Here is a 24,098-nt window from a genome sequence, read left to right on the forward strand (position 1 = left end):
CGCGAAAGTAATCAACTGTTATTGATTGAGCTACCCTTGTTTGGTATTATTTTTTTTTATAAAGTATAAATAAAGAGGCAAAGCACTTAATTCAACGATGATCGGGTAAAAACCGAAAGCGTGGGTGTTCCCGGAGTAGATGAAGATCTCTGTCACTACAACGGAGATGGTAATGATGATCAGGCCGATCCTGAAGATGGTACGGTAATCGCCCCTCATTAGCATATCAATCACATTGAGGGCATTCAGTGCCGCAGCAAGGGGTACAAGACTCACCGCCTTTACAAAATTCGCTGCAAGCTGATTGGGGGTGCCTGTGATAATAGATACGATCCAGTGCGCGTAAAAAAATAAGACGACGCTGGTACAGGCGAATACTGCCACCAGAAGATAATTCATTTTTCTCTTGAAAGTGGTCCAATAGGAGTTCCCTGCCTGGAACAGGGAAACTGCTTTAGGGTAAACGGCATTTGCAAAGGAAATGATCAGTATCCGGAACGACCATACAATTTTATCGCATAATGAATAGGCGCCGAGAAGTATCGGGTTCCCCATTCCTGACACAGCAAACAGAAAAAAGGATTGTTGCAACTGTACCAGTATGTTGTTTCCGGTAAGGTAGGAATTCTGGATCATATATTTCCGGAAGCTGCTGAGCGATATTTTGCAGAAGGATAATTTGTATTTTCTTACGGCATATATACAGAGAAGCAAATACCCGATAGCATTGGTAATTCCCAGGTAAAAGTTGATCCACAGGCTTTGGTCTGCAGACCTGATGAAGATCAGTATCAGTATGGCAGACAAGGTTTTTGTTATGAGGTTTGTCAGGTTGTATACAAACAGGTTTTGTAAACCGATAAAAAAGAACAAGGGATTTACCGCTTCGCTCAGTATGATGGCGTTGGCCATTAAAAAATGACCTGTATAATGGAACTGCAGCAGGTACATGATTACCAGGGAAAGCAATGAGAGCGAAAACAGAAAAAGCCTCACCCCGAAAATGGTATAAAAGGTGACCGATAAGGCGAAGGGATCATCTTTGTGTATGGCAACATCCTTCACACCCGATTGACTGCTGCCAAAGTTCACCAATAACGAAACAAGGGCAGCATAGGAGCTTGCCACCATTACCTCACCGAAGGACGCGAGCCCAACACTGCGGGTAATGATCGGGATCATTAATACCTGTATCAGGATATTGGCACCCTGGATGAAACTCAGGTTGATAAAACTGAAGATGGATGCCAGATTCCGCGTGATCAGGTTTTGATAAGCTGATAATCCTTGTTTCATGCAGAAAGGCTTTACCGGGTTACCGCTGTGATCTTAATATTGTCGATGGACCAGCTTTTGAGGCACAATTCATTATACGGCTGCAATGCATCGTTCATGTCTAAGATCATTTTATTACTGCTATGCGATGTTATGTACTCTATGATATAATGTGATGAGCCATCCTTTTTACCTGCCCAGGAACATACACCCGGGGTCAGGTCCCAGGCATTGCTCCGGGGTGGATTTTTAGAAACAGTGCCTGTATAATTATCAGGGAATGACTGGTTATGGGTAGTGTTGGAAAAAGTGGTTGCATAAATAGGATAATTATCAATACTCATGTTCCAAACATCCGGAATGCTAAATCCCGGTCTGATATAGTCTCCATCCCACTGGTCTTGTATGTACAGGTCGAATTTGATTTCTATGGTGTTATGTGAGGGTAAATTATCCAGAATGACGCGTACCAGCCTTCCATTGAAATTACCCAGTACCGCCGACCCGTTGTAAGGAATTACCTTATAATAATTGGCACGTCCCTGTGGGTCATATATTTCGATGTTACGCATGCTGCTGTCTTCAAAATTGTTTTCATATACCACTTTTTTTTGTGGGATATCTTTAAAACAGCCTCCTGCAAACACAAAGAACAGCAGTACCGTAAAAGCTGCAGCCAGTTTTTCTTTTGTTGGTAAATGGGTTTTCATTGATTCATGGTTGCTGGTGGTTGATTAATATTCCGGAGCGTTCGTTTTCCATGGTTTTGATTTGTCAACCTGAATAACGACTTCAATGGCTTCTTTGAAAAAGGGGATGCCATTGCCGATCTTAAGGAGCAGTACCCTGATATTATCGATCCTGTTCTGAGGCGGATGCTGCTGGTATTGAAATTTTTTGATGGAAACAGTAAATCCATCGCTCAGTTTTTTGAAATAGTGTCTGATCTCACTGGCAGAGTATTCCTTCCAGTGGTGCCCATACGTTACACTGCTGAAAATAGAGTTTACGCCTATGCCGATACCTCTAAGGGTAAGCAGGTTGGCAATTGTCCGGAAGATATTGTACAGGGTCAGGGAATTGGGCGTTGTTACATAAATATACCCATGGTCTTTGATCACTTCGTGGATCCGCTGCCAGAATGCTATTGGATTGAATGTGATGTGTTCGAGTATTTCTGTAAAAAGAATGAGATCGTAGGTATCTTTTGTGCCCGAAAGGCTTGTTAACTTTTCAAGATTGTTTTCCTGGATGGCAACGATCCCATGTTGCCGGATCCTGTCCTGAATGAGCGGCATTGCCAGGAATTCACCAACATCCATGGATGCGACCTTGTAGCCCAGTAAACTGAGCAATACGGAGGAATGCTGGTAATGACTTCCTATATCGAGAATGGTATCCCCCTCTTTACACATACTTGTAACAGTAGCAGCCATGACCCTGAACCTCTTTTTATGATACATAAAATAAGTAAGATCATTTTTATTACCCGATGCTTTGACCATCGATTCTACTTCCGAAAGGGCCTTATCGATTAAATTCGCTTTATCTAGCATGAAATGGCAGAATAAGGTACGAAGATACTGATGCGCCTGTACTCTTTAATAAAAAAAACTTTTATGTATAGAATGTCTGTATATCACTAGGGGCTAGATATGAACTTCGCGCTCCTGGGCGGTACAATACGAATCATAGATAGATCCGCCCATTCATAGCCGGTTGATACCACTTCCGGCTCCTTCGGATTGGATGTGAGAGCATCCGCTAATGAAACTACCTGATCACTACATTCTCTTATTGCCTTCGATCTAGGCTATTTCCTCACCGCAGAGCCGCAGGGGCCGGGGAGTTTGTGCAGAGAATAAGCCGTTCTTCATTATTATCCGCCATGGTGGGATTTCCCGTCTACCCTCAGGCTATTTATCTGTTCGTCTGTTCCTTGCTCATCTGTTCCTCTGTTCGAAAGCATTTATCATTGATACTCTCCCACTAGCTCCCAGCCACGAGCCATGAGCATCCAGTATCTAGTATCCAGTATCCAGCCACGAGCCATGAGCATCCAGTATCCAGCATCCAGCATCCAGTATCCAACCCCCAGCCCCCAGCAACTTCCCCCCGCTCCCTACTGACAACTCACGACTCACGATTGACGCATTGGCAGATTAACGAATTAAAACATTCTATCATCCTATCTTTCACTCATTCTATCATTACCCTCCCCCCTTCATTTGGTCAGTTCCTAAAATTCAGTAGCTTTACCAAGTATTCACCCTGCTGGCTGAAACAGATAACCCCCGTATCCCTCCCCCATATGGCCAGCGAGATATCCTGATAAAAGCAGGTGTTCCCGGAAACTATTTTCTACATCCGTATTTTGAAACGCTGGAATATGAAAAAAAATCTATTGCTACTGAGCATTCTGTTGCTTGCCGGTACGCTGTCAGTAAGGGCCAATGGTATCACTCTTCAGAAAGTGGCGCTTACCGATACCAATAAAACAGCCAAGACAGCCATGATACGTTTCAATATTGCCTGGGAGAATTCCTGGCGCGATAGTATCAACTGGGACGCAGCATGGATCTTTGTGAAATTCAGGGAGTTGAAGGATAGTGTATGGAAATACCGGCATCTTACCCTTTCTCAAACCGGCAACCTTCCCGGAACGGGAAATACCACGATGAAATTTGCTGTTTCCTCCGATAATAAAGGTGTGTTTTATTACCGGCAGTTGCCAGGTAGCGGTACTATCAAAATGGATAGTGTGAAGTTGTTATGGAACTATGCAATAGATAAAATAGCCAATATTGACAGTGTAGAGATCAAAGTGTTCGCCACCGAAATGGTGTATGTACCGGCCGGTAACTTTAGCCTGGGTGATGGCAATGGGACCCAGCGCAGTTACAACTCCTTCCAGCTGAAAAATGCGCCGAATAATTATGCAGTGATCACTGACAAGTGGAGCCCGCTCATTAATACCAAGAATGAAGGTTCAACAGGGATACAAAACGATGATGCGATACTGTATACAGACGGTATCCGGATATCGGGGCTGGGGGGATTGGATATTAGCGGGGATAAAGTAGCCGAATACCCTGACTTTCCTACGGGTTACCGGTCGTTCTACTGTATGAAATACGATGTGACCCAGGGGCAGTACGCTGATTTTCTAAATACCCTTTCATTACGGGATTCTACGTTTCCTTATTACTATACTGATACCACCCGTCTGAAGAAAGTGCCTGCTAAATATAAACTGGCCCTGCAAACCCTGGATCCGATTTATGGTACAACCCCATTGGACCTCCAGCGGCACACCATTGTACTGGACAGCACAGAAGTAAAATACACTGTATCAAGACCAGACCGCGCTTATGGCAAAGGAAATTCAACTACCTATCTCTCCTTCTCCGATTGGGCGGCGCTCAGACCAATGACTGAACTGGAATACGAGAAAGCTGCCCGTGGACCTTTACCGCCGGTATACAAGACCTACAATAACAGCAATTATAATTACAACGCCGATACCACCAGTAACTGGTCGGGTTTCGACTGGGCATGGGGTAATGATACCAGTTATGCCAGAACCAATTCTATGGCAGGCAACAATACTTATAATGTCCTTACCTATAACGGTGTAGAAAACGGAGCCGAAACATTTAGTAATTACAATGTATATAAACGCTATATCAATCCTGTCTATAGCAGTAATGGCATATCGAAGACTTTTTCCGGTGGTGATGGTGGCGATGGCCCTTACCGTTCGGGGATCTTTGCCACGGATAGTTCTACCCGTATCTCATCCGGAGCTACTTATTATGGCATTATGGATTTCAGTAAAAATGTCTCCAAAATAGTGGTCAGCATTTCACAGCCATCCAGCAGGACTTTTTCCTATAAAGTGCATGGCGATGGTATGTTAAATGTTTATGGTAACAGCGACACTGCTGAATTCTTCTCTAACGGGAATAATGGTCCGATAATGGGGGGCGTCTCTTTTTTGAATAAATCAGGAGCTGTATCTGAACGACAAAACTATTCCCAATTCATCGGATTCCGTTCTGTAAGAACTGCTCCTTCAGACAATTAAACACCAGCATACCCGGTTTGAAAAAGTTTCTGATCATATGTTTCCTGTTAACCGTTTCCGGCAGTCTGTCGGCACAGGTATTATTGCTGAAAAAGCCGATGGCTGGCGATATATGGCCCGGTTATTCGGTACAAAGGATCGAATGGACCAGTACCAATATCGACAATATCAAAATTGAATCCTCACTGGATTCCGGAAAAACCTGGAACCTGATCATCAACAGTTATCCCGCTTCGGCACAATATTATGACTGGGAAGTTCCCAACAAGGTCTCCGACAGCTGTTTTATCCGTATCACGGATATTACCAATGCTGCTACTTCCAGTTCCAATTACCGAAACAGTCCTTTCCGGATCCCCCCTGCAGGAATTACCCTGGATAGCCTGGCCACTACACAATTCATGCACACGGCTTTACCGGTTACCTGGACCTCCAGCGGTGTTAGAAAACTGAACCTGTCCGTTAGTTATGATAACCAGGTCAGTTTTCAGAAAATCGCAGATAGTATTCCTGCCAACCGATTCTACTACAATTGGGTTATTCCGGCCATATCCAGCAACCAGGTATTTCTCAAACTACAGGATGCTGAACGACCCTCACTGGTCAGCATCAGCCCTGTTTCATTCAGCATTCAACCGTTGACAACGACGAATACCGCCAAGTACAAAGGTGGCGGTTATGATGGCCATACGGTTGCCAATAATCAATTACCCAAGCTGTTTTTCACTAGTCCTGCAGGTATTGATTCCTCATTTGGCAGTGAAGTGTATACGATTAGGTGGACACAAAACAATGTGGACCAGGTGACGCTGCAATACTCCCTCAATGATGGCGTGAGCTGGAATACCATTGTATCAGGGTTGGCTGCCACTGCCGGTCGTTATGCCTGGACCATACCTAACTCACCTACTACGCAAGGCCGTTTGCGTATTCTCAACAGCACTGACAGCAGTATCCAGGAAACCTCAGCATTCCGCTTTATCATCCGTAAAAAAATCCTGCAGGTAACATCACCCCTGGCAGAGAATACGGTTTACCGGGGCACGGCCTTGCCCATTAGCTGGAACAGTGGAGGTATCAGTCTGCTTAGGATCACCTGTCTGTACAACAACAAAACCTTCCTGCTCAGGGATTCAGTAACCGTTCAGAACGAAACCTTTAACTGGATCATACCCGATACACTTACCGGCAGTTGCCGGATAGTGATACAGGACAGGGCCGACTCCACTGCCAGTGATACAAGTGCTGTAATGACAATAACAGCTATCCCCTCAGCAGCAGCAGCCAAGTTCAGAGGAGGAAGTTTTGACGGGCACAGCGCCCTATCCGACCAGCGCCCACAGTTACAGCTGCTCACTCCTAAGGAAGGGGAAAAGATAGCCGTATCCATGACGCTCAGCATCCATTGGAAAGCCAATAACCTGGAGAGGGTTCATCTGTATTTCTCTAATAACAATGGCGGCAACTGGACGCGCATTGCTTCCAATATAGCCGCATCGGCAGGCAGTTACGACTGGCGTACACCGAACATTACTTCTTCGCAATGTTTGCTGCGCATTGAAGATGCAACCGACTCAACCGTCTTTGATCTGTCTAAAACGAATTTCACACTGCTTCCCAAGCAGATCGATCATTTGACAGACTCACTTAACTGGATCAGGAAAACAGCCAAAACCCTGGAGTGGAACACATTGGGTATCGATGCCATCCGGATCTACTACAAACTCAGGGAAAACAATGGCTGGACATTACTCAAAGACTCGATCCCCGCAAGTTATCAAGCTTGTAACTGGATCGTACCGGCATCCCTGCAGGATACGGTATGGATCAGGTTACAGGACCGGGCAGATAGCACTGTGCTGGCAGACAAATACTACACATCCCTGCACAGCCTTGCCGAAACCTTTTCAGCCACCAAATACCGGGGAGGAAGTTTTGACGGACATACCCAGCGAAGTAATATCACGAAGATCATTGTACAACGGCCGGTAGAAAATGAAGTACTCACTTCGGGGACCATCTATACCATTAAATGGTCTACCGTGAACTTGGAAGATTCTATTGTGCTGCAATATTCGGTGGATAGTGGGGCCACCTGGACCACGATCGCCAGAACCCTTGCCAATCTCGGACTGTATGAGTGGCGGATACCGGCTGTTTTATCCAGCTACCAGCCACCACAGTTCATGACCATCAAAACACAAAGTACCGGTACTGCCGGCGGTTACCTGTATCAGACCAATGGCAGCAGCGGCGTAGCCAACAAATGCCTGATACGCGCGCTGGACCCAACATCCGGGAATACCTTGGTGGGCATCAGCAGTAAACCGTTCACCATTGCGTCAAAAGATGTTCCGCTAAAAGCCGATATCAATTTCCCGTTGCCGGAAGAGAAAGAATATAAAATGGGTTTACAGATCATGCTGGCAGCCAGCAGTCAGACGAAAAATCCTGTCACCTATTTTGTAACCAAGGGTTCCGCTACAGTTACAAGAGATACTTTGCGGGTATCTGAAGCCGGACCTATTACCATTGGGGCTTTTGTAGCTGCCCGAAACGGGTACCTGGGGTCCGATACACTCTACCAAAGTTTCTGCGTCAATCCGATCCGTCCCCTCATTCTGACAAATGGCGATACCAGTGCCTGCGCCAATGATACTGTTATTTTACGCTCCAGCGTTATTACCGGCAATCAATGGTACCGGAACGGTCAACTGATCACGGGTGGTAACGAAAGCAGCTTACGCGTGTTTACCGGCGGAATCTACACGGATAGCCTGAATGTATTGGGTTGCAGGTCCGGCTCAGTGCCGATGACCGTGCAGTTCAAAACAAAACCCCTTACACCGGTTCTCACAGCCAGTAAATCCAGCATCTGTTCGGGAGAAAGTGCCATTCTTCACAGCAGCCATACAACCACCAACCGCTGGTTATTCAATGGAACCATCCTGGCAAACCTGTCCGACTCTGTATTGGTGACCCGTAATGCGGGTAAATACCAGGTAATTGCCAGTGCCAATGGCTGTTTCAGTGATACCAGTAATACACTCAATATGGTGGTGATCCAGTCACCCGCTGCGCCCCAGGTAAGCCCGATAAAGGTTTGTCAGGGAACTGCTATATCGCTGTCTGCAGTAAAAACAAGGGGAAATGAATTGTTATGGTACCCGGTTGCAGCAGGGGGCACGGCGTTCAATGGCACGCCGGTGATCGCTTCGGATAAGCCGGGACAGACGTGGCTATACGCCAGTCAAAAAGATCCGGCCACAGGCTGCGAGAGTGAACGTGCGGCCTTATTGATCGCTGTTGGCAGCGTGCCGGTGCAACCCGTTATTACCCGAAACGGCGACAGGTTGATCAGTACTCCGGCCAAACAATACCAATGGTATCGGAATAACCTGCCATTGGCAGCGGCAGACAGCAGCCAGCTGAAGATACCCGCCAGTGGAACCTATCAGGTAGCCGTGTCTACGGATAGCAGTTGCTGGTTACGATCGGCCGGTTACCTGGTGCAGGAGGACCCTGTTCTGCCTGCACAGGACAGTTTACAGGTGCTGGCATATCCCAATCCTGCACAGGGGCAGTTCTTTGTACAGGTGCAGGCCCAGCATCCGATCAATGGGTTCATCAACCTACAGCTGTTTGATATGAACGGTGTGCCGGTCACTTCCCTGCAGCGGTTTGTATTCAATGAAAAACAAGTCAGGATACCTGTGTATATCTATCTGAACAAATCCCTCTATACCATCCGTGTAACCGTGAACGGTTATCAAACCAAAAACATTCAGCTGATCGGACTTTGAGAAACCTGCTACGATATGGTTTACTGATCTGCATAAGCATATGGCAGCTTGCCTGCAGCAAGACCTTTATTGAGACCGATCCCGGAACGGGTACCCAGTCAGGCCCCATTGCTACGGCAACAGATACCCTCTGCGGAATCGCTGCCATCCGGCAAGTGAATGGCAGTAGCCTTTATAACGAATGGATCTATACCCGGAATGCCAGTCAGCAAGCCGGCCGTATTCAATTCAGGGATCTCATTGCGGCAGCGACCAGTTTTTCCCAAACATTGCAATACAAGGGAGATAACATTCTGCTGGACACGACCAGCTGGATGGTCCGCGATCCTAAAACCGGTCATATCCAGCAGTATTTTACCCGTGTACAATATGCCGGAGCCTTATACGATGACATCTATTATACGTATCAATACGATTCCAATGGCCGGTTAAAACAGAAACAGGCTTATTACAATCAAACCCTTACGCCCGATTATATCACCTTCTACTATTACAATGGCAATAACCTGATCAATTGCCAATTATTTACGGGAGACCAGAAACAGCGGCTGCTGCAATCAAAGATCAGTTATGACCTTACCAGGCAGATCAAACCCTGGGTCTATCTGTTTACAGATGCCTTTCATGAATACCCGTATCTGCCCATCCTGAATTTTGGGGTATACCCGCAAAACCCCGTTACGGAAATACAAACCTTTCTCTACAACGTATCCAATGACACCCTGAAAGACCAATGGACGACCCGCTTCAATGGATATGTATTCAGTAGCGATAATTATATCCTACAGGTAACCACTTCGGGCCAACCCCAGCAAGGGCTCAGTTTCCTGATCGGCACCCAGCGGTTTGATTACCAGTGCTGGTAGTGAGAGGATAGCAGTTAGCAGTTAGCTGTGAGCGACGAGCTTTGAGCTGTGAGCAGTTGGCAACTTTTGTAAATGGTCACCTATATCAGGGACAGACATTGTCGGAAAAAATTCTTTTGGTTACCCGATCTATTGTTACCTATCATTTTTCAGATCAGTTACCCGATCCACGAAACGGGAAAGGATGACTTGTTGTATAGTGAGTGGGTACAATGCAATTGCCTGAGGATTGCTATTGAGCCCGGCAATACAGGTTTATCTGGCAAGGCATTCCACCAGCATGCATGTACACCTGTTTTTCGTAATCATCGCTTAGTTTCAAAACCCTAACTTTGTCAACTATGCATGTGTCGATATCTATTATCAATAAATCGGTCAATGGTCTGCCTGAATATGCCACTTTAGGCTCATCGGGTATGGATGTTAGGGCCAGTATGGAAGCCCCCCTGAATCTGAAACCCATGGAAAGGGTCTTGGTACCCACCGGTCTCTTTGTAGAGATCCCCGAAGGGTATGAGATCCAGGTACGTCCCCGCAGCGGACTGGCCATCAAACAGGGGCTCACCTGTCTGAATACACCGGGCACCATTGATGCTGATTATAGGGGAGAGATCAAAGTGATCCTGATCAATCTTTCGGGTGAGGAACAGATCATTCAACCCGGCGACCGCATTGCCCAGCTGGTATTACAAAAAGTAGAAAAAATAAACTGGAAACCCGTAGACGGGATCTCTGAAACAGACAGAGGGGCCGGAGGTTTTGGCCATACCGGTAAATAAGTCCATTATGATGAAACAAACCATACTGTTCCTTGCCGCCCTTGTATTGGCAGCGGCATCCTGTACCACGGTCAAAAAAACACAGGTCATACAGGAAGCCATCACCAAAAAAGATACGGCACAGACCATTGTGATCAAGGAATCGCCGCATGTTGACTCTGAAGCGATCGTAAAAGAGATCCTGGGTAAGGTAACATTGAGTAAAATAGCGTTCAATACCTTCAATGCCAAGATCAAAGTGTCATATGAAAGCGCCGAAAAAAGCGATAACTACACTGTATACCTGGGCATGAAAAAGGACAGTGTGATACTGATCAAGGTAACCGGTACTTTCCTGGGCATACCCGGGCTGGGACTGGAGGCCAAGATCAAAAAGGACAGTGTACTGATTGTGCGCCATGCCGGTGAGAAATATGTGATGAACCGCCCTATCAACTATTTGCCCGAAGTGACCCAGATACCTTTCGATTTTGCCACGATACAGGATATACTGATCGGCAACCCGGTGTTCATAGACAGCAATGTGGTCTCTTATAAGGCCGGCGCCAGCCAGTTACTGGTGCTGATGGTGGGCAACGTGTTCAAACACCTGTTGACCCTCGATAATACTGATTACAAAGTACTGCACAGCAAACTGGATGATGTGGACATACAGCGTAACCGTACCTGCGATATCACATTCGGCAATTACCAGGCCATGGGGCCTTACCGATTTGCGGCTTACCGGAGTATCTCGATAGCAGAGAAATCCAAACTGGATATTTACCTGGATTTTAAGGAGTTTGCCCTAAACGAACCGTTAAAATACAATTTTGAACCACCCAAAAAATACAAGCGTAAGTAATTTACCTGCAACTTAGCCGTTCTATAACGGGCGAGTTCACTGTTTTAAATCCTGATAACATGTATACAAGGCTTTTTTTTGTACTCTTTCTGATCATCACGATGAGTGTCTGTGCGGTTGCCCAGAATACCAGGGAAGAATTGCAGAAAAAAGAACAGGAGCTCCAGAAAGAGATCGCCGAGCTGAACCGGATGTTCAATGAAACGCAGAACAACAAAAAGACCTCTTTGAAACAGCTGGCCCTCATCAAAAGCAAGATCAATAAACGGGAAGAACTCATCAACAGTATCAATCGCCAGGTAAGACAGATGGATGAGACCATCTTCACCAATGAACGGGATATCTACCGTTTGCGAAAGGAACTGGATACGCTGAAGATGAAATATGCCAAAAGTATCGTGTTCGCCTACAAGAACAGGAGCAGTTATGAATACCTGAACTTCCTGTTTTCGGCCAGCAGCTTCAATGATGCCATTAAACGGATCACTTACCTGAAAAGCTACCGCCAGAACCGCGAAACCCAGGCCAATGCCATCATGCAGTCGGACAAACTGCTGCAGGACAAGATCAGCCTGCTCAGCTCCAACAAAAAAGAGAGGCTGGGTGTGCTGCAAACACAGAGTCAGCAGCTGAAAGTGCTGGAAGCCGATAAAAAGGAACAGGACCAGGTGGTGGCCCAGTATAAAGGAAAGGAAAAAGAGATCTCAAGACAGATCAACGATAAAGAAAAACAACGTCAGCGGGTACAGCAGGCTTTTAATGCCATCATCCGCCGTGAGATAGAAGATGCCCGTAAAAAAGAACTGGCCCGCCTGAAAGCGCTGGAAGAACAGAAGAAAGCAGCCCTGGCCGATGCTGCCAAAAATAACAATGCGGCCAATAAACCAGCTACTTCTAAACCCTCGACCGCCACATTGAGCAATGAACCGGTGACCGGCGTAGCAGCTCCCGCGCGCGACAGGGTATATACCCCGCTTGAGTCAACCCCGGAAGGCAGGGAAATGTCGATTAATTTTGAGAACAACAAAGGGCGTCTGCCCTGGCCGGCATCAACAGGTGTGGTAACCGCCCACTTTGGCATTGAAAGGATTGCCGGAACCAAATTGAGTCGTCGTACCGACGGTATCGAAATATCGCTACCCGTCGGCACTGTGGTCCGTTCTGTGGCTGATGGAAAAGTACTGTATGCCGGCGAAGTAGATGGCCAGCAGGTACTGGTGGTACAACACGGTAAATATTTCTGCGGATACCAGAATCTTTCCTCCGTATCCGTATCCAAAGACCAGGAAGTAAAAGCCGGCTCCGTCCTGGGCCGCACCGGAACCTCTATTGATGGGGAAGGCGTACTCCTGTTCTCCATCATGAACGATAAACTCGTACAACAAGACCCCGAGAATTGGCTGAAGCCGAGGAAATGAGGGAATAATGAACAGATGAACAGATGAGCAAGGAACAGATGAACAAGGAATCCCGCCATGGAGGGAAATGATGAAGTAGCATGAATTCCTCTGCGTCAACTCCCCGATCTCTGCGGCTCTGCGGTGAAAAAAAGGACAAATAATGAACGGATGAGCAAGGAGCCAGCGAACCGATGAAGGAGGTTATGTATTCCACTTCGTCTGTTCCTTGTTCGTCTGTTCAATTTTCACCATTCCTTTCGTCTGTTCCTTGCTCATCTGTTCATCTGTTCTTTTTCTCCACAACTTTCAAAATCCCTAACTTCAACAAAATGCTTGCTTTCTATGAACCAGTACATTTTGTCGTTCGATCAGGGAACCACCAGTAGCCGGGCGATCGTCTTTGATAAAAAAGGGGCCATTGTTTCAGTGGCACAGAAAGAGTTCACGCAGATCTTTCCACAGCCGGGATGGGTGGAACATGATGCCAATGAAATCTGGAGCACCCAGCTGGGTGTTGCAGCGGAAGCCATTACCAAGGCGGGACTGACCATACAGCATATTGCTGCTATCGGGATCACCAACCAGCGCGAAACAACGGTGGTGTGGGATAAGCGTACCGGTATGCCCATTCATCATGCCATTGTATGGCAGGATCGACGCACCGCTTCGTTCTGTGACGAATTGAAAGCTGCAGGCAAAGACAAGATGATCCAACAGAAAACGGGCCTCGTGGTGGATGCATATTTCTCGGCCACCAAAGTGAAATGGATATTGGATCATGTGGAAGGCGCGCGCGCCAGGGCGGCAAAAGGAGAACTTTGTTTCGGAACGGTTGACAGCTGGTTACTGTGGAAACTCACCAATGGTAAGGTACATGCAACAGATGTGTCGAACGCATCGCGTACCATGCTGTTCAATATTCATACCCTGGCCTGGGATGAAGAACTGTTGCAGCTTTTTGATGTGCCTGCGACCATGCTGCCCGAAGTGCGGAGTAGCAGTGAAGTATACGGTCATACGCAGCATGTATTGACGGCACACAATGTTCCTATTGCAGGGATTGCCGGGGACCAGCAGGCCGCTTTATTTGGCCAGATGTGTACACAGCCTGGCATGGTGAAAAATACCTATGGTACAGGCTGTTTTATGCTGATGAATACGGGAGAGAAAGCAGTCCCCTCTTCCAATAACCTGTTGACCACCATTGCCTGGAAAGTGAACGGGGTTACACAGTATGCCCTGGAAGGAAGTGTGTTCATTGCCGGAGCCGTGGTGCAATGGCTGCGCGATGGTCTGAAGATCATCCGCAATTCTTCAGAAGTGGAAAGCCTGGCGGCCCAGGTCAGCAGCAGCGAAGGTGTGTATGTAGTGCCGGCTTTTGCCGGACTGGGTGCGCCTTACTGGAACCAGCATGCGCGTGGTACCATTGTGGGTATTACCAGGGGCACCACGGGCGCACATTTTGCCCGGGCAGCCCTGGATAGCATTGCCTACCAGACCATGGATGTGTTAAAAGCCATGGAAGCCGATTCGGGTATAGCCATCAAAGAATTGCGGGTAGACGGCGGGGCCACCGCCAACAACCTGCTGATGCAGTTCCAGAGCGATATTCTGCATACCAATGTGGTACGCCCTACTGTAGTAGAGACCACCGCACTGGGTGCGGCCTACCTGGCCGGCCTGGCCGTAGGCTATTGGAGTGGCACCGAGGATATACAACAACAATGGCAGATGGAACGGGTATTCTCCCCACAAATGCCTGAAGCCGAACGTGCTGCTCTCACAGCCGGCTGGACCCGTGCCATTAACACCACGATCAGTTGGAGCGTCTAAAAAAAGCAACATACCATCCTACGGTCATTGATTACAGTCTTGTCAAAATTTTGAAATAACAGCATCATGAACACGCCACTCAAAAAAACGATCTTCCGGTTGGTGGATTTGTGCATGTTCCCATTGATGTTACTCAGTGTTCCCCTGTTTCGCATGATCAGGCGATATGGGGTCAAATATTTCCCGCTAAGCAGGTTCCTGTTCCTGAAACAGGGAGTTTTTCCGATCAGGGATCATTATTATGAGCCGCTTTTCCTGCTTCCCAAAGGTTTTGAAGGCGGAAAAAAACGGGAACTGCAGTTTACTCTTTCTCTGGAAAAACAACTGCAGGGGTTGAACCGTTTGCAATATTCAGAGGAACTGAAAATTTTTCCCGAAACAGCAGTGGCCGGAGGTTTTTATGTGAGGAACCCCAATTTTGGTCCGGGAGACTGGGACCTCTATTATTTGCTTATCAGGAATCAACAACCCCGGAATATTATTGAGATCGGTTCGGGTTTCAGTACCCTCGTCGCGCATGAAGCCATTCGTAAGAACAGGCAGGAAGGTGTTCTTACAAAAATGACCTGCATTGAACCTTACGAAAACAAATGGCTGGAGACGCTGCCCGATATCAGATTGATCAGGCAAAAGGTAGAAACGGTATCGCCAGACCTGTTTGAAACTTTGGAAGAGAACGATATCCTGTTCATAGATTCGTCACATGTGATACGGCCGGAGGGAGATGTGCTTTTTGAATACCTCACCGTATTGCCCCGCTTGAAAAAAGGTGTGATCATTCATGTTCATGATATTTTTACACCCAGGCATTACAGATCTGATTGGTTGGATACCGAATTCCGTTTCTGGAATGAACAATACCTCTTGGAGGCATTTTTGTATTTCAATGATCATTTTGAGATCATGTATGCGGCTAATTTTTTAAAACACGAAGCCTGTGAGGATACAGCCCGGGTGCTGACATCCCTTACGCAGAACGATGAACCTTCTTCATTCTGGATGCGTAAAGTCAAGTGAGTTTCTGATTTCAGGGGTGCTGGTTTCGGTAAATTGTATAGGTTTATCACAAGACAGATAATGGTAAAAAGTAAAATGGATAGGGAGGATTTACTGAGCCGTTTGCAACAGGCGCAAAACGATTACTGGGATATTGTGATCATCGGTGGTGGGGCCACCGGTTTGGGGGCGGCACTGGATGCTGCCTCCCGCGGATACAAGACCTTGCTGGTGGAACAATGCGATTTTGCCAAAGGCACATCCAGCCGATCCACCAAACTGGTGCACGGGGGCGTACGGTACCTGCAGCAAGGTAATATCAAACTGGTAAGGGAAGCGCTGCGCGAAAGAGGGTACCTGCTCCGGAATGCTCCGCATCTCACCTCGGTACAGGCATTCATTGTACCGGCTTTCAGTTGGTGGGAGAAGACCTATTATGCCTTGGGTTTGAAGATCTACGACCTGCTCTCGGGAAAACTATCGCTTGGCAAGACAAGGGTACTTTCTAAAAAAGAAACGAAGGACCGTTTACCTGCCATTCAGGCAAAGGACCTTTCAGGTGGCATATTATATTACGATGGTCAGTTCGACGATAGCCGTTTGTGTACCGACCTGGCCGTAACAGCCATGAGGTATGGTGCCAGCCTGGTGAATTATTGCAAAGCCATCGGTTTCGAAAAAGAAAAAGGGAAGATCACAGGGGTACAGCTGGAAGATGTGTTGACAGGCAGCCGTTATACCGTACCCACCAGGGTAGTGATCAATGCCACCGGGGTATTTACAGATAGTTTGCTGCAGTTGGATGATGAGCAGCGGGAGAACATGGTCTCCCCGTCGCAGGGCATTCATCTGGTGGTGGACAAACAATTCTTTCCGGGCAATGATGCGATGATGATCCCGAAAACGGATGATGGCAGGGTATTGTTCGCAGTGCCCTGGCATGGAGAAGTGGTGTTGGGTACCACCGATACGCCCGTGGAAACTGCGGAAATGGAACCCAGGCCGCTGGAAGAGGAAATTGAGTTCATCCTGAAACATATTAACCAGTACGGTACGCAGATCATCACCCGCAAGGACGTGAAAAGTGTATTTGTGGGATTGAGGCCACTGGTAAAAGCCAAAAGTTCCGGTGGTAGTACGGCACTTTTGTCGAGAGACCATACGCTGATGATCGCTGCCAGCGGATTGATCACGGTCACGGGTGGCAAATGGACCACTTATCGGAAGATGGCTGAAGACGCCGTGAACAATGCCATATTCGTGGCCCGTCTTGCCCAGCGGGAATGCATCACCCGCGACCTCAAAATAGGAGATCCTGCATGGCGGGAACAGGGGCTTACCCGGATCATGACAGAGGACCCGGCCATGGGTGAGAAACTCATACCCACCCAACCCTATACCTGGGCAGAACTGCGTTATGCGATCCGCTTTGAAATGGCCCAGACAGTAGAGGACCTCCTGGCCCGCAGAACCCGGATCCTGTTCCTCGATGCTGCCGCAGCAAAAGCCCTGGCTCCCCAAGTGGCCTCATTCATGGCCCATGAGCTGAATAAGGATGAGAACTGGGTGCACCAGCAGGTGAAGCAGGCCACTGAACTGGCAGAGCAGTATTTGCTGGTGTGATTTGTTTGCTCCTGTCAGAAAAAAGAATGGGCATAATGGGATACAGTACTACTCAACTGGGTATCCGGATATATTGGCTTTCCCCGGCATCTGAAAAAAAGCGTTAAGAAATTTATGGAATGGAGCGTAAGAAATGAACGATGCCTGGCTTAGTTCATTGGCTGAAGGGCAGGTCAGCTCAATTGTGACGGAATAGACGAGCTTTAGACTTCGTTCATTTTAGCGGAATGCAATAAATTTTAGCTTTTTTTCAGGAGCCTTGACTTTTTTTGTTACTTTTTTTGTGTCAAGACAAAAAAGTAAATAGAGGGTATACTATCAGTTAGCGGTTATGCGTCCTGAATGTATGGCTTCAAGATGATGATGGCAGGAACAAGGCTTTCACAATTGCGGACCCAGAGCGACAAAGATTCACACATAACAGCATGATCGATTTTACTACCGCAATACGTTGCTTTTATAATTTCCCTATCTTTTACTTCTAAACGATTGTTACTATGACGCCATTTGTTGCAGAATTGACCGGTACCGCATTGCTCATTGTTCTGGGCGATGGGGTAGTGGCCAATGTGGTACTTAATAAGACCAAAGGAAACAACGGGGGACTGATCTCCATCACTTTCGGCTGGGCCATTGCGGTATTCGTGGCGGTATATGCCACTGCTGCCGTGAGCGGAGCACATTTGAATCCGGCGGTAACCGTGGCGTTGGCGTCTATCGGAAAATTTGACTGGGCACTGGTGCCTTCTTACCTGTTGGCGCAGTTGCTCGGTGCCATGTTGGGCGCATTCCTCGTATGGCTGGTGTATCGCCAGCATTTTAACGCTACCGAAGATGCAGACGCCAAGAGGGCCGTTTTCTGCACCGGTCCTGCCATCAAAAATCCGATCGATAATATCCTTTCCGAGCTTATCGGAACTTTTGTATTCATACTGGCAGTCTTGTTCATCACCAAATCGCAGAGTTCGCTGGGGGCACTGGATGCGTTACCGGTAGCTTTGCTGGTGTTGGGTATCGGTCTAAGTCTTGGTGGGACCACCGGTTATGCCATCAATCCCGCTCGTGATCTGGGACCCCGTATCATGCATACATTGTTGCCTATCCCTAATAAAAACGGGAGCGACTGGTGGTATGCCTGGATACCGGTGATGAGTCCTTTAGCAGGTGCCGTACTCGCTGCTTTTGTGTACCGGTGGATCGCTTAAGTGCTATCATTTTTGTTATTGGTAATTTACAATGATCCTAATTTAAAAGGACCGCTGTTGTAGGGTGTATGATGCATACAATCTAACGCGTTGTATTAACCTCTACTATAATCGGAGACCCTCTGCGTAAACTCTGCCTCTCATGTTCTCCGCGGTGAAAAAAACTTAAAAAATGCCTGGTTGCTAATGTTCGGAATGTTATTCACCGCAGAGAACATGAGAACAGGGAGTTTACGCAGAGGGTTTAATAACAACACGTTAACCGCTAAGGATTCGGGTTGCTGTGTTTTTCTTTGCTCTTCAGGAAAGGCATGTTGAAATACGGCGTAACATGGGTTCTCTTTTTCCTTGCGGGATGCGGTTTCTGGTATTCCAGGTAATAGATGCGTAACAGGATGATGAAATAAGAAATGATCAGCGGCCCAAAGATCAGCCCTGTAATGCCGAAGTAACGGATACCCACGATCACACCCAATACAGTTACGATCGGATGTACGTCTGCCATTTTCTGGGCCAGTATAAAACGTACCACATTGTCTACGCTGCTCAGGATGATCAGTCCCCAGGCGAGTAGAAAAATACCCTGCCATACCTGGTCATTGGCCAGTACATAGATGCCCATCGGCACCCAGATTAGTCCCGTACCCACGATGGGGATGATAGAAGCAAAACCTGTGAATACAGCCCAGAAAACCGGTTCATCCAGTCCGGCGATCAGGTAAGAAAAATAGGCCACCGTTCCCTGTGCCAGCGCCACCAGGGGTACTCCCACGGCATTGCTGAAGGTCTGGGCTTTCAATTCCTGTCCGAACAGTTCAATTTTTTTCCGGTTAAAGGGCAGGTAAAAAACAATGGCCGCTTCCACGCGGTTGATGTTTACGATGAGGAAATACAGGAAGAAATACATCATCGTGATCGTGCCCAGCAGGTTCAGTCCCTGGTTCAGCAGCGATGAGATGAAGGAAGTGATGAAAGCCTGCGCTTCGGCGATATTTTTTTCGGTGATCAGTTTTACATGGAAATGATCCTGTAACACCGCATCCAGGTGTTGCAGGGGTTGAACCACTACGGTCTGTATATCGGTACCGATGGCCTGTGCCTTTTTGAACAGCAGAGCGGCCATCAGTGAAACGGGAAGCAGGATGATGAAGAACGATACGACGATCACCAGCACGGCGGCGGCAGATTTGTTCCAGCCCTTCTTTTTGATGAGCCATTCTACTGAATGTTTGCTGAGCACATAGAACATGATGGCTGCCAGGAAAGCGGTAAAGAATTCCAGCAGACTGTACAGTAAAAACAAGGCGAACAAAAGGATGCCCGCCAGGAAAAAATACCGGTTAATCTTATGTTCTTGCGCGTTTTCCATGTAACTTGTATAATGAAATCCGATCGTATCGTGAAGATAACCAAGAAACGCTAGATTTCATTCACAGAATAGCAGATGTTGAAAGCAGTTTTGCTGCATGTTACCCCCTGTTTCGGACACCTGTTGTTCGACCTATAAACTTGATCTTATGACAGACAATCAAAAATTCATGGCGGGTCTGCTGCTGGGTGCAGTGGCCGGCGCCGCATTGGCATTGTTCCTGAAAACGGAGAAAGGACAGGAGCTGGTGAGCGACGTACAGGAAGGTGCCGATAAAGTCCAGGAAGAACTGAAAGAGAAATTGCATGGGTTTGATACCGCGGTGAACGACCTGCTGCAAAAAGGCAAGGCATTCATCAACGACCTGGAACAGAAATCCCAGCAAACCAGTGCTTAAAAACTGAAGAATGGAAGAGAATACAGAAAGCTTTTTTGCGGCTTCGAAAAAAGACCTGGAAGGATATGTTCAGGACAGGATCTGGTTACTCAAACTGCAGGCAGGCGAAAAGATATCCCGGATCATTGCCTTAATGGTATCGATCCTGCTGATAGGGTTACTTTCCTTTTTTGTGCTGCTGTTCCTCAGCATCATGGCCGGTTATTATTTTTCAGAGCTTACCGGTAGCCTGTTCTCAGGTTTTGGCATCATCACCGGTTTGTATATCCTGTTACTGGTGGCCATCATACTGGGCCGGAAGCGGATCGAGGCGAGAGTGATCGATAGGGTGATCCGTACCCTCTTTGACAAAACACCCGAAAAAAATGCTTAATCAGACGAATAGAACGATCCGGTCACTGGCCGATTTGCAGGCAGAGATGCAGGAGACAACATTTCGGATCAAAGAACGCGAGACCGGCCTTGCTACCCGCTTGCAGAGCCTGCCCGGTGAAGTAGTCAAATCGGTAGCCGCGGGTGTTGTTCCACTGTTCCTGGGTGGCGAACTGGCCACCGGGGCCTGGAAACTGGCTAAGGGGGCATTTGAGCTGATCCGGAGCCGGAAATCCGGCGACCAGGCAGCCAGTGCCGGCGACTGGAAAGCGGATTTACTGGGCGGCGCCAGAAAACTGGGACTTTTCGGTGCCCTGAAACTGCTTTTCGGCCTCTGGAAAGGCAAATAACCCCAATCCCGCGCCTTTGCGCTTCCGCGAGAAACCCCTTCTGCCAGTCAAATAAGGAGTGAAAGCTTAGGTTTTTGCGTACTTGTGCATCCCTATGCCCCGCAAATCCTTTTCTTTCCCACATTTTTCCAATTTTCCCCTTGTTTTTTCTCAATTAACGGTGCATCCCCTTACCTTTGCCGCCAAGTTGGAAAACCCCGGTTTCCCGACGCAAAAAAGCTCATTTTAAAACCATAATATATCTCCTGATATGGCTACGAAAGGTAAGATCAAACAGATTATCGGTGCGGTAGTTGACGTTCACTTCCCCGACGATAATACCCTTCCTGAAATTTATAACGCCCTGGAAATTACCAGGGAGAGCGGTGAAAAGCTGGTACTGGAAGTACAACAGCACCTGGGTGAAGACAGTGTACGTACCATTGCGATGGACGGAACAGAAGGCCTGGTGCGTGGTATGGAAGTGATCGATACCGGTAAAGCCATCGCTATGCCAATCGGTGAAGGTATCAACGGTCGTCTGTTCAACGTAACAGGTGATGCGATTGATGGTCTGCCACAACTGAGCAAAGAGAATGGTCGTCCTATTCACAATAAACCTCCGTTGTTCGAGAACCTGAGTACCTCTGCTGAGATATTGTTCACCGGTATCAAAGTAATTGACCTGATCGAGCCTTATGCAAAAGGTGGTAAGATCGGTCTGTTTGGTGGTGCGGGTGTAGGTAAGACCGTATTGATCCAGGAGCTGATCAACAATATCGCAAAAGGCCACGGTGGTCTGTCAGTATTTGCCGGTGTGGGTGAGCGTACCCGTGAAGGTAATGACCTGTTGCGCGAGATGATCGAAGCGGGTATCATGAAATACGGTGATGCTTTCAAACACAGCATGGAAGAAGGCGGATGGGACCTGAGCAAAGTGGACATGGAAGGCCTGAAAGAGTCTAAAGCGACTTTCGTATTCGGACAGATGAACGAGCCACCGGGAGCCCGTGCACGTGTGGCACTGAGCGGTCTGACCATCGCTGAATATTTCCGTGATGGAGATGGTACCGGAAAAGGTAAGGACATCCTGTTCTTCGTAGATAACATCTTCCGTTTCACCCAGGCAGGTTCTGAGGTATCGGCGCTGTTGGGACGTATGCCTTCAGCGGTAGGTTACCAGCCCACCCTGGCTACAGAAATGGGTCTGATGCAGGAGCGTATCACTTCTACCAAAAATGGTTCTATTACCTCCGTACAGGCGGTATACGTACCTGCGGATGACTTGACTGACCCCGCTCCGGCAACTACTTTCGCCCACCTGGATGCTACCACGGTATTGAGCCGTAAGATCGCCGACCTGGGTATCTACCCTGCGGTGGATCCACTGGATTCCACTTCCAGGATCCTGACACCGGCTATTGTGGGTGAAGCACACTACGATTGTGCCAACCGTGTAAAACTGATCCTCCAGCGTTATAAGGAGTTACAGGATATCATCGCCATCCTGGGTATGGATGAGCTGAGCGAAGAAGATAAGATGACCGTACAGCGTGCCCGTAAGGTACAGCGTTTCCTGAGTCAGCCTTTCCACGTGGCTGAGCAGTTCACCGGTCTGAAAGGCGTATTCGTAGACATCAACGATACCATCCGCGGATTCAACGCCATCATGGACGGTGAAGTGGATGAATATCCTGAAGCGGCTTTCAACCTGGTAGGTACCCTGGAAGATGCGATCGAGAAGGGTAAGAAGATGATGGAAGCAGCGAAATAATCAATTTGACAATTTGAAGATGTGATAATGTGATGATGGATACAACCATCCCGCATCAGAAACGCTCTCAAATTTTCAAATTCCCAAATTCTCAAATTGACCCAATGACATTAGAAATATTAACTCCCGAAAAAAAGCTCTATAGCGGCGAAGTATACGGTGTGATGTTGCCCGGTATTACTGGTCTGTTCGAGGTTCTCGACAAACACGCACCGCTGGTAAGTGCGCTGGGAAAAGGAACCCTGAAGATCCTGAAAGCCAAAAACGACACAGAACGTTACTCCATCCAGAGCGGTTTTGTAGAAGTCCTCAATAACAAAGTCACCGTACTGGTAGAAGGGGCGGAAGCGATCTGATCAATGAATGAATGATAGAATGATAGGATGATAGAATGTTTTGTAGGGTTGAAAAAATTAGCGACTCCGAGAAATCGGGGTCGTTTTTTTTGTATCTCTAAACGCCACCCATTCACTCATTCTATCATCCTATCATTCTATCATTAATTCAGCTGCGGATCTATCGGATAATTGACCATCTGTTTGTATTCGCCGCCTAATTCCTCCAGGGCGGTTCGCCAGAGCTGATAGGGGTCCTTGGTAAAAACCAGGTTGGGGTTAGTATCCCGGGTGATCCAGCTTTTTTCTTTGAGCTCGTCTTCCAGTTGTCCCTGGTCCCAGCCGCTGTAACCCAGGTAAAAGCGGATATCGGTCTTGCTCAGTTTGTCTTCCCTAAGCAGTTTCAGTACTTCGGCAAAGTCGCCACCCCAGTAGATGCCCTTGGTGATCTCCATACCGCCGGTGATCAGGTCCGGGCGCTGGTGAAGAAAATGGAGGGTCTCTTTCTGTACAGGTCCACCCTCGTATACCGGGAAACGGATACCTTCGGCACCTTCGATCAGGTCACCGATATCATGGTCGAAGGTCTTGTTAATGACAAAGCCAATAGCTCCATCCTGCCGGTAATCGCAGATAAAGATCACGGAACGGATAAAGTTCGGGTCCTTCAGGAAAGGATTCGAGATGAGTAATATGCCAACTGACAGATCGGTCATAATCGGATAGAAAGTTACGCAATTCCCGGGGGAAATACAGCAGTTAAAATCCTGATAAAGCGCCTGCTTCCGTAACAGGTATCTCGGCTTCCCAG

Annotated in this window: 20 protein-coding genes; 15 read left to right on the plus strand and 5 right to left on the minus strand. The window is 47.6% G+C overall.

What is annotated here, in order from left to right:
- Positions 1-30: 30 nt before the first annotated feature.
- The 3 genes from ACH3Y6_RS13995 to ACH3Y6_RS14005 are packed head-to-tail and all read right to left on the minus strand — an operon-like array spanning position 31 to position 2,831.
- A complete protein-coding gene (locus ACH3Y6_RS13995; RefSeq protein ID WP_490836245.1) occupies positions 31-1,296 on the minus strand; it encodes a lipopolysaccharide biosynthesis protein in 1,266 nt (421 codons plus the stop codon).
- An 11-nt stretch (positions 1,297-1,307) separates the two neighbouring features.
- On the minus strand, positions 1,308-1,985 hold the full coding sequence (locus ACH3Y6_RS14000; RefSeq protein ID WP_490836246.1) for a hypothetical protein: 678 nt from the start codon (positions 1,983-1,985) through the stop codon (positions 1,308-1,310).
- Between the two features lie 24 nt (positions 1,986-2,009).
- Complete coding sequence (locus tag ACH3Y6_RS14005) at positions 2,010-2,831, minus strand: class I SAM-dependent methyltransferase (protein WP_490836247.1); 822 nt, start codon at positions 2,829-2,831, stop codon at positions 2,010-2,012.
- A gap of 833 nt (positions 2,832-3,664) precedes the next feature.
- On the opposite strand from ACH3Y6_RS14005, the gene ACH3Y6_RS14010 reads away from it, so the two are divergent.
- The 10 genes from ACH3Y6_RS14010 to ACH3Y6_RS14055 all read left to right on the plus strand — a co-directional run bounded on the left by ACH3Y6_RS14010 (position 3,665) and on the right by ACH3Y6_RS14055 (position 18,711).
- A complete protein-coding gene (locus ACH3Y6_RS14010; protein WP_490836248.1) occupies positions 3,665-5,362 on the plus strand; it encodes a hypothetical protein in 1,698 nt (565 codons plus the stop codon).
- Between the two features lie 17 nt (positions 5,363-5,379).
- Positions 5,380-9,165, plus strand: coding sequence for an Ig-like domain-containing protein (locus ACH3Y6_RS14015; protein ID WP_490836249.1), 3,786 nt, complete (start codon positions 5,380-5,382; stop codon positions 9,163-9,165).
- Complete coding sequence (locus ACH3Y6_RS14020; protein ID WP_490836250.1) at positions 9,162-10,031, plus strand: hypothetical protein; 870 nt, start codon at positions 9,162-9,164, stop codon at positions 10,029-10,031. Before ACH3Y6_RS14015 ends, ACH3Y6_RS14020 begins: the two co-directional genes overlap by 4 nt.
- Before the next feature lie 341 nt (positions 10,032-10,372).
- Positions 10,373-10,810 (plus strand): dUTP diphosphatase, encoded by a 438-nt coding sequence (gene dut, locus ACH3Y6_RS14025; protein ID WP_490836251.1) that lies wholly within the window; start codon positions 10,373-10,375, stop codon positions 10,808-10,810.
- Between the two features lie 7 nt (positions 10,811-10,817).
- A complete protein-coding gene (gene lolB1 / locus ACH3Y6_RS14030; RefSeq protein ID WP_490836252.1) occupies positions 10,818-11,654 on the plus strand; it encodes a lipoprotein insertase outer membrane protein LolB1 in 837 nt (278 codons plus the stop codon).
- 59 nt (positions 11,655-11,713) lie between these two features.
- On the plus strand, positions 11,714-13,072 hold the full coding sequence (locus ACH3Y6_RS14035; RefSeq protein ID WP_490836253.1) for a murein hydrolase activator EnvC family protein: 1,359 nt from the start codon (positions 11,714-11,716) through the stop codon (positions 13,070-13,072).
- A 324-nt stretch (positions 13,073-13,396) separates the two neighbouring features.
- Positions 13,397-14,887: a glycerol kinase GlpK gene (gene glpK, locus ACH3Y6_RS14040; RefSeq protein ID WP_490836254.1), complete on the plus strand. Its 1,491-nt coding sequence runs from the start codon at positions 13,397-13,399 to the stop codon at positions 14,885-14,887.
- A 66-nt stretch (positions 14,888-14,953) separates the two neighbouring features.
- Positions 14,954-15,904 (plus strand): class I SAM-dependent methyltransferase, encoded by a 951-nt coding sequence (locus ACH3Y6_RS14045; protein ID WP_490836255.1) that lies wholly within the window; start codon positions 14,954-14,956, stop codon positions 15,902-15,904.
- A 75-nt stretch (positions 15,905-15,979) separates the two neighbouring features.
- Positions 15,980-17,506 (plus strand): glycerol-3-phosphate dehydrogenase/oxidase, encoded by a 1,527-nt coding sequence (locus ACH3Y6_RS14050; RefSeq protein WP_490836256.1) that lies wholly within the window; start codon positions 15,980-15,982, stop codon positions 17,504-17,506.
- A 497-nt stretch (positions 17,507-18,003) separates the two neighbouring features.
- Complete coding sequence (locus ACH3Y6_RS14055; protein WP_490836257.1) at positions 18,004-18,711, plus strand: MIP/aquaporin family protein; 708 nt, start codon at positions 18,004-18,006, stop codon at positions 18,709-18,711.
- A 265-nt stretch (positions 18,712-18,976) separates the two neighbouring features.
- Here the strand turns inward: ACH3Y6_RS14055 and ACH3Y6_RS14060 are convergent, their stop codons facing one another.
- Positions 18,977-20,080, minus strand: a complete 1,104-nt coding sequence (locus tag ACH3Y6_RS14060) for an AI-2E family transporter (protein WP_490836258.1) — start codon at positions 20,078-20,080, stop codon at positions 18,977-18,979.
- 148 nt (positions 20,081-20,228) lie between these two features.
- Between ACH3Y6_RS14060 and ACH3Y6_RS14065 the strand changes: the two genes are divergently transcribed.
- The 5 genes from ACH3Y6_RS14065 (at position 20,229) to atpC (ending at position 23,308) form a co-directional block, all read left to right on the plus strand.
- Entirely contained in the window at positions 20,229-20,477 is a 249-nt protein-coding gene (locus ACH3Y6_RS14065; protein ID WP_490836259.1) for a YtxH domain-containing protein, read from the plus strand.
- A 10-nt stretch (positions 20,478-20,487) separates the two neighbouring features.
- A complete protein-coding gene (locus tag ACH3Y6_RS14070) occupies positions 20,488-20,850 on the plus strand; it encodes a phage holin family protein (protein ID WP_490836260.1) in 363 nt (120 codons plus the stop codon).
- Entirely contained in the window at positions 20,843-21,199 is a 357-nt protein-coding gene (locus ACH3Y6_RS14075) for a hypothetical protein (RefSeq protein ID WP_490836261.1), read from the plus strand. Before ACH3Y6_RS14070 ends, ACH3Y6_RS14075 begins: the two co-directional genes overlap by 8 nt.
- Before the next feature lie 250 nt (positions 21,200-21,449).
- Positions 21,450-22,952 carry a F0F1 ATP synthase subunit beta gene (gene atpD / locus ACH3Y6_RS14080; RefSeq protein WP_490836262.1) on the plus strand — a complete coding sequence of 501 codons (1,503 nt, stop codon included), beginning with the start codon at positions 21,450-21,452 and terminating at the stop codon, positions 22,950-22,952.
- A 104-nt stretch (positions 22,953-23,056) separates the two neighbouring features.
- Entirely contained in the window at positions 23,057-23,308 is a 252-nt protein-coding gene (atpC, locus tag ACH3Y6_RS14085) for an ATP synthase F1 subunit epsilon (protein ID WP_490836263.1), read from the plus strand.
- 143 nt (positions 23,309-23,451) lie between these two features.
- Here the strand turns inward: atpC and ACH3Y6_RS14090 are convergent, their stop codons facing one another.
- A complete protein-coding gene (locus ACH3Y6_RS14090) occupies positions 23,452-24,003 on the minus strand; it encodes a YqgE/AlgH family protein (RefSeq protein WP_490836264.1) in 552 nt (183 codons plus the stop codon).
- Positions 24,004-24,098 lie beyond the last annotated feature (95 nt).

This window comes from Sediminibacterium sp. FW305-C-269, from assembly GCF_058231045.1.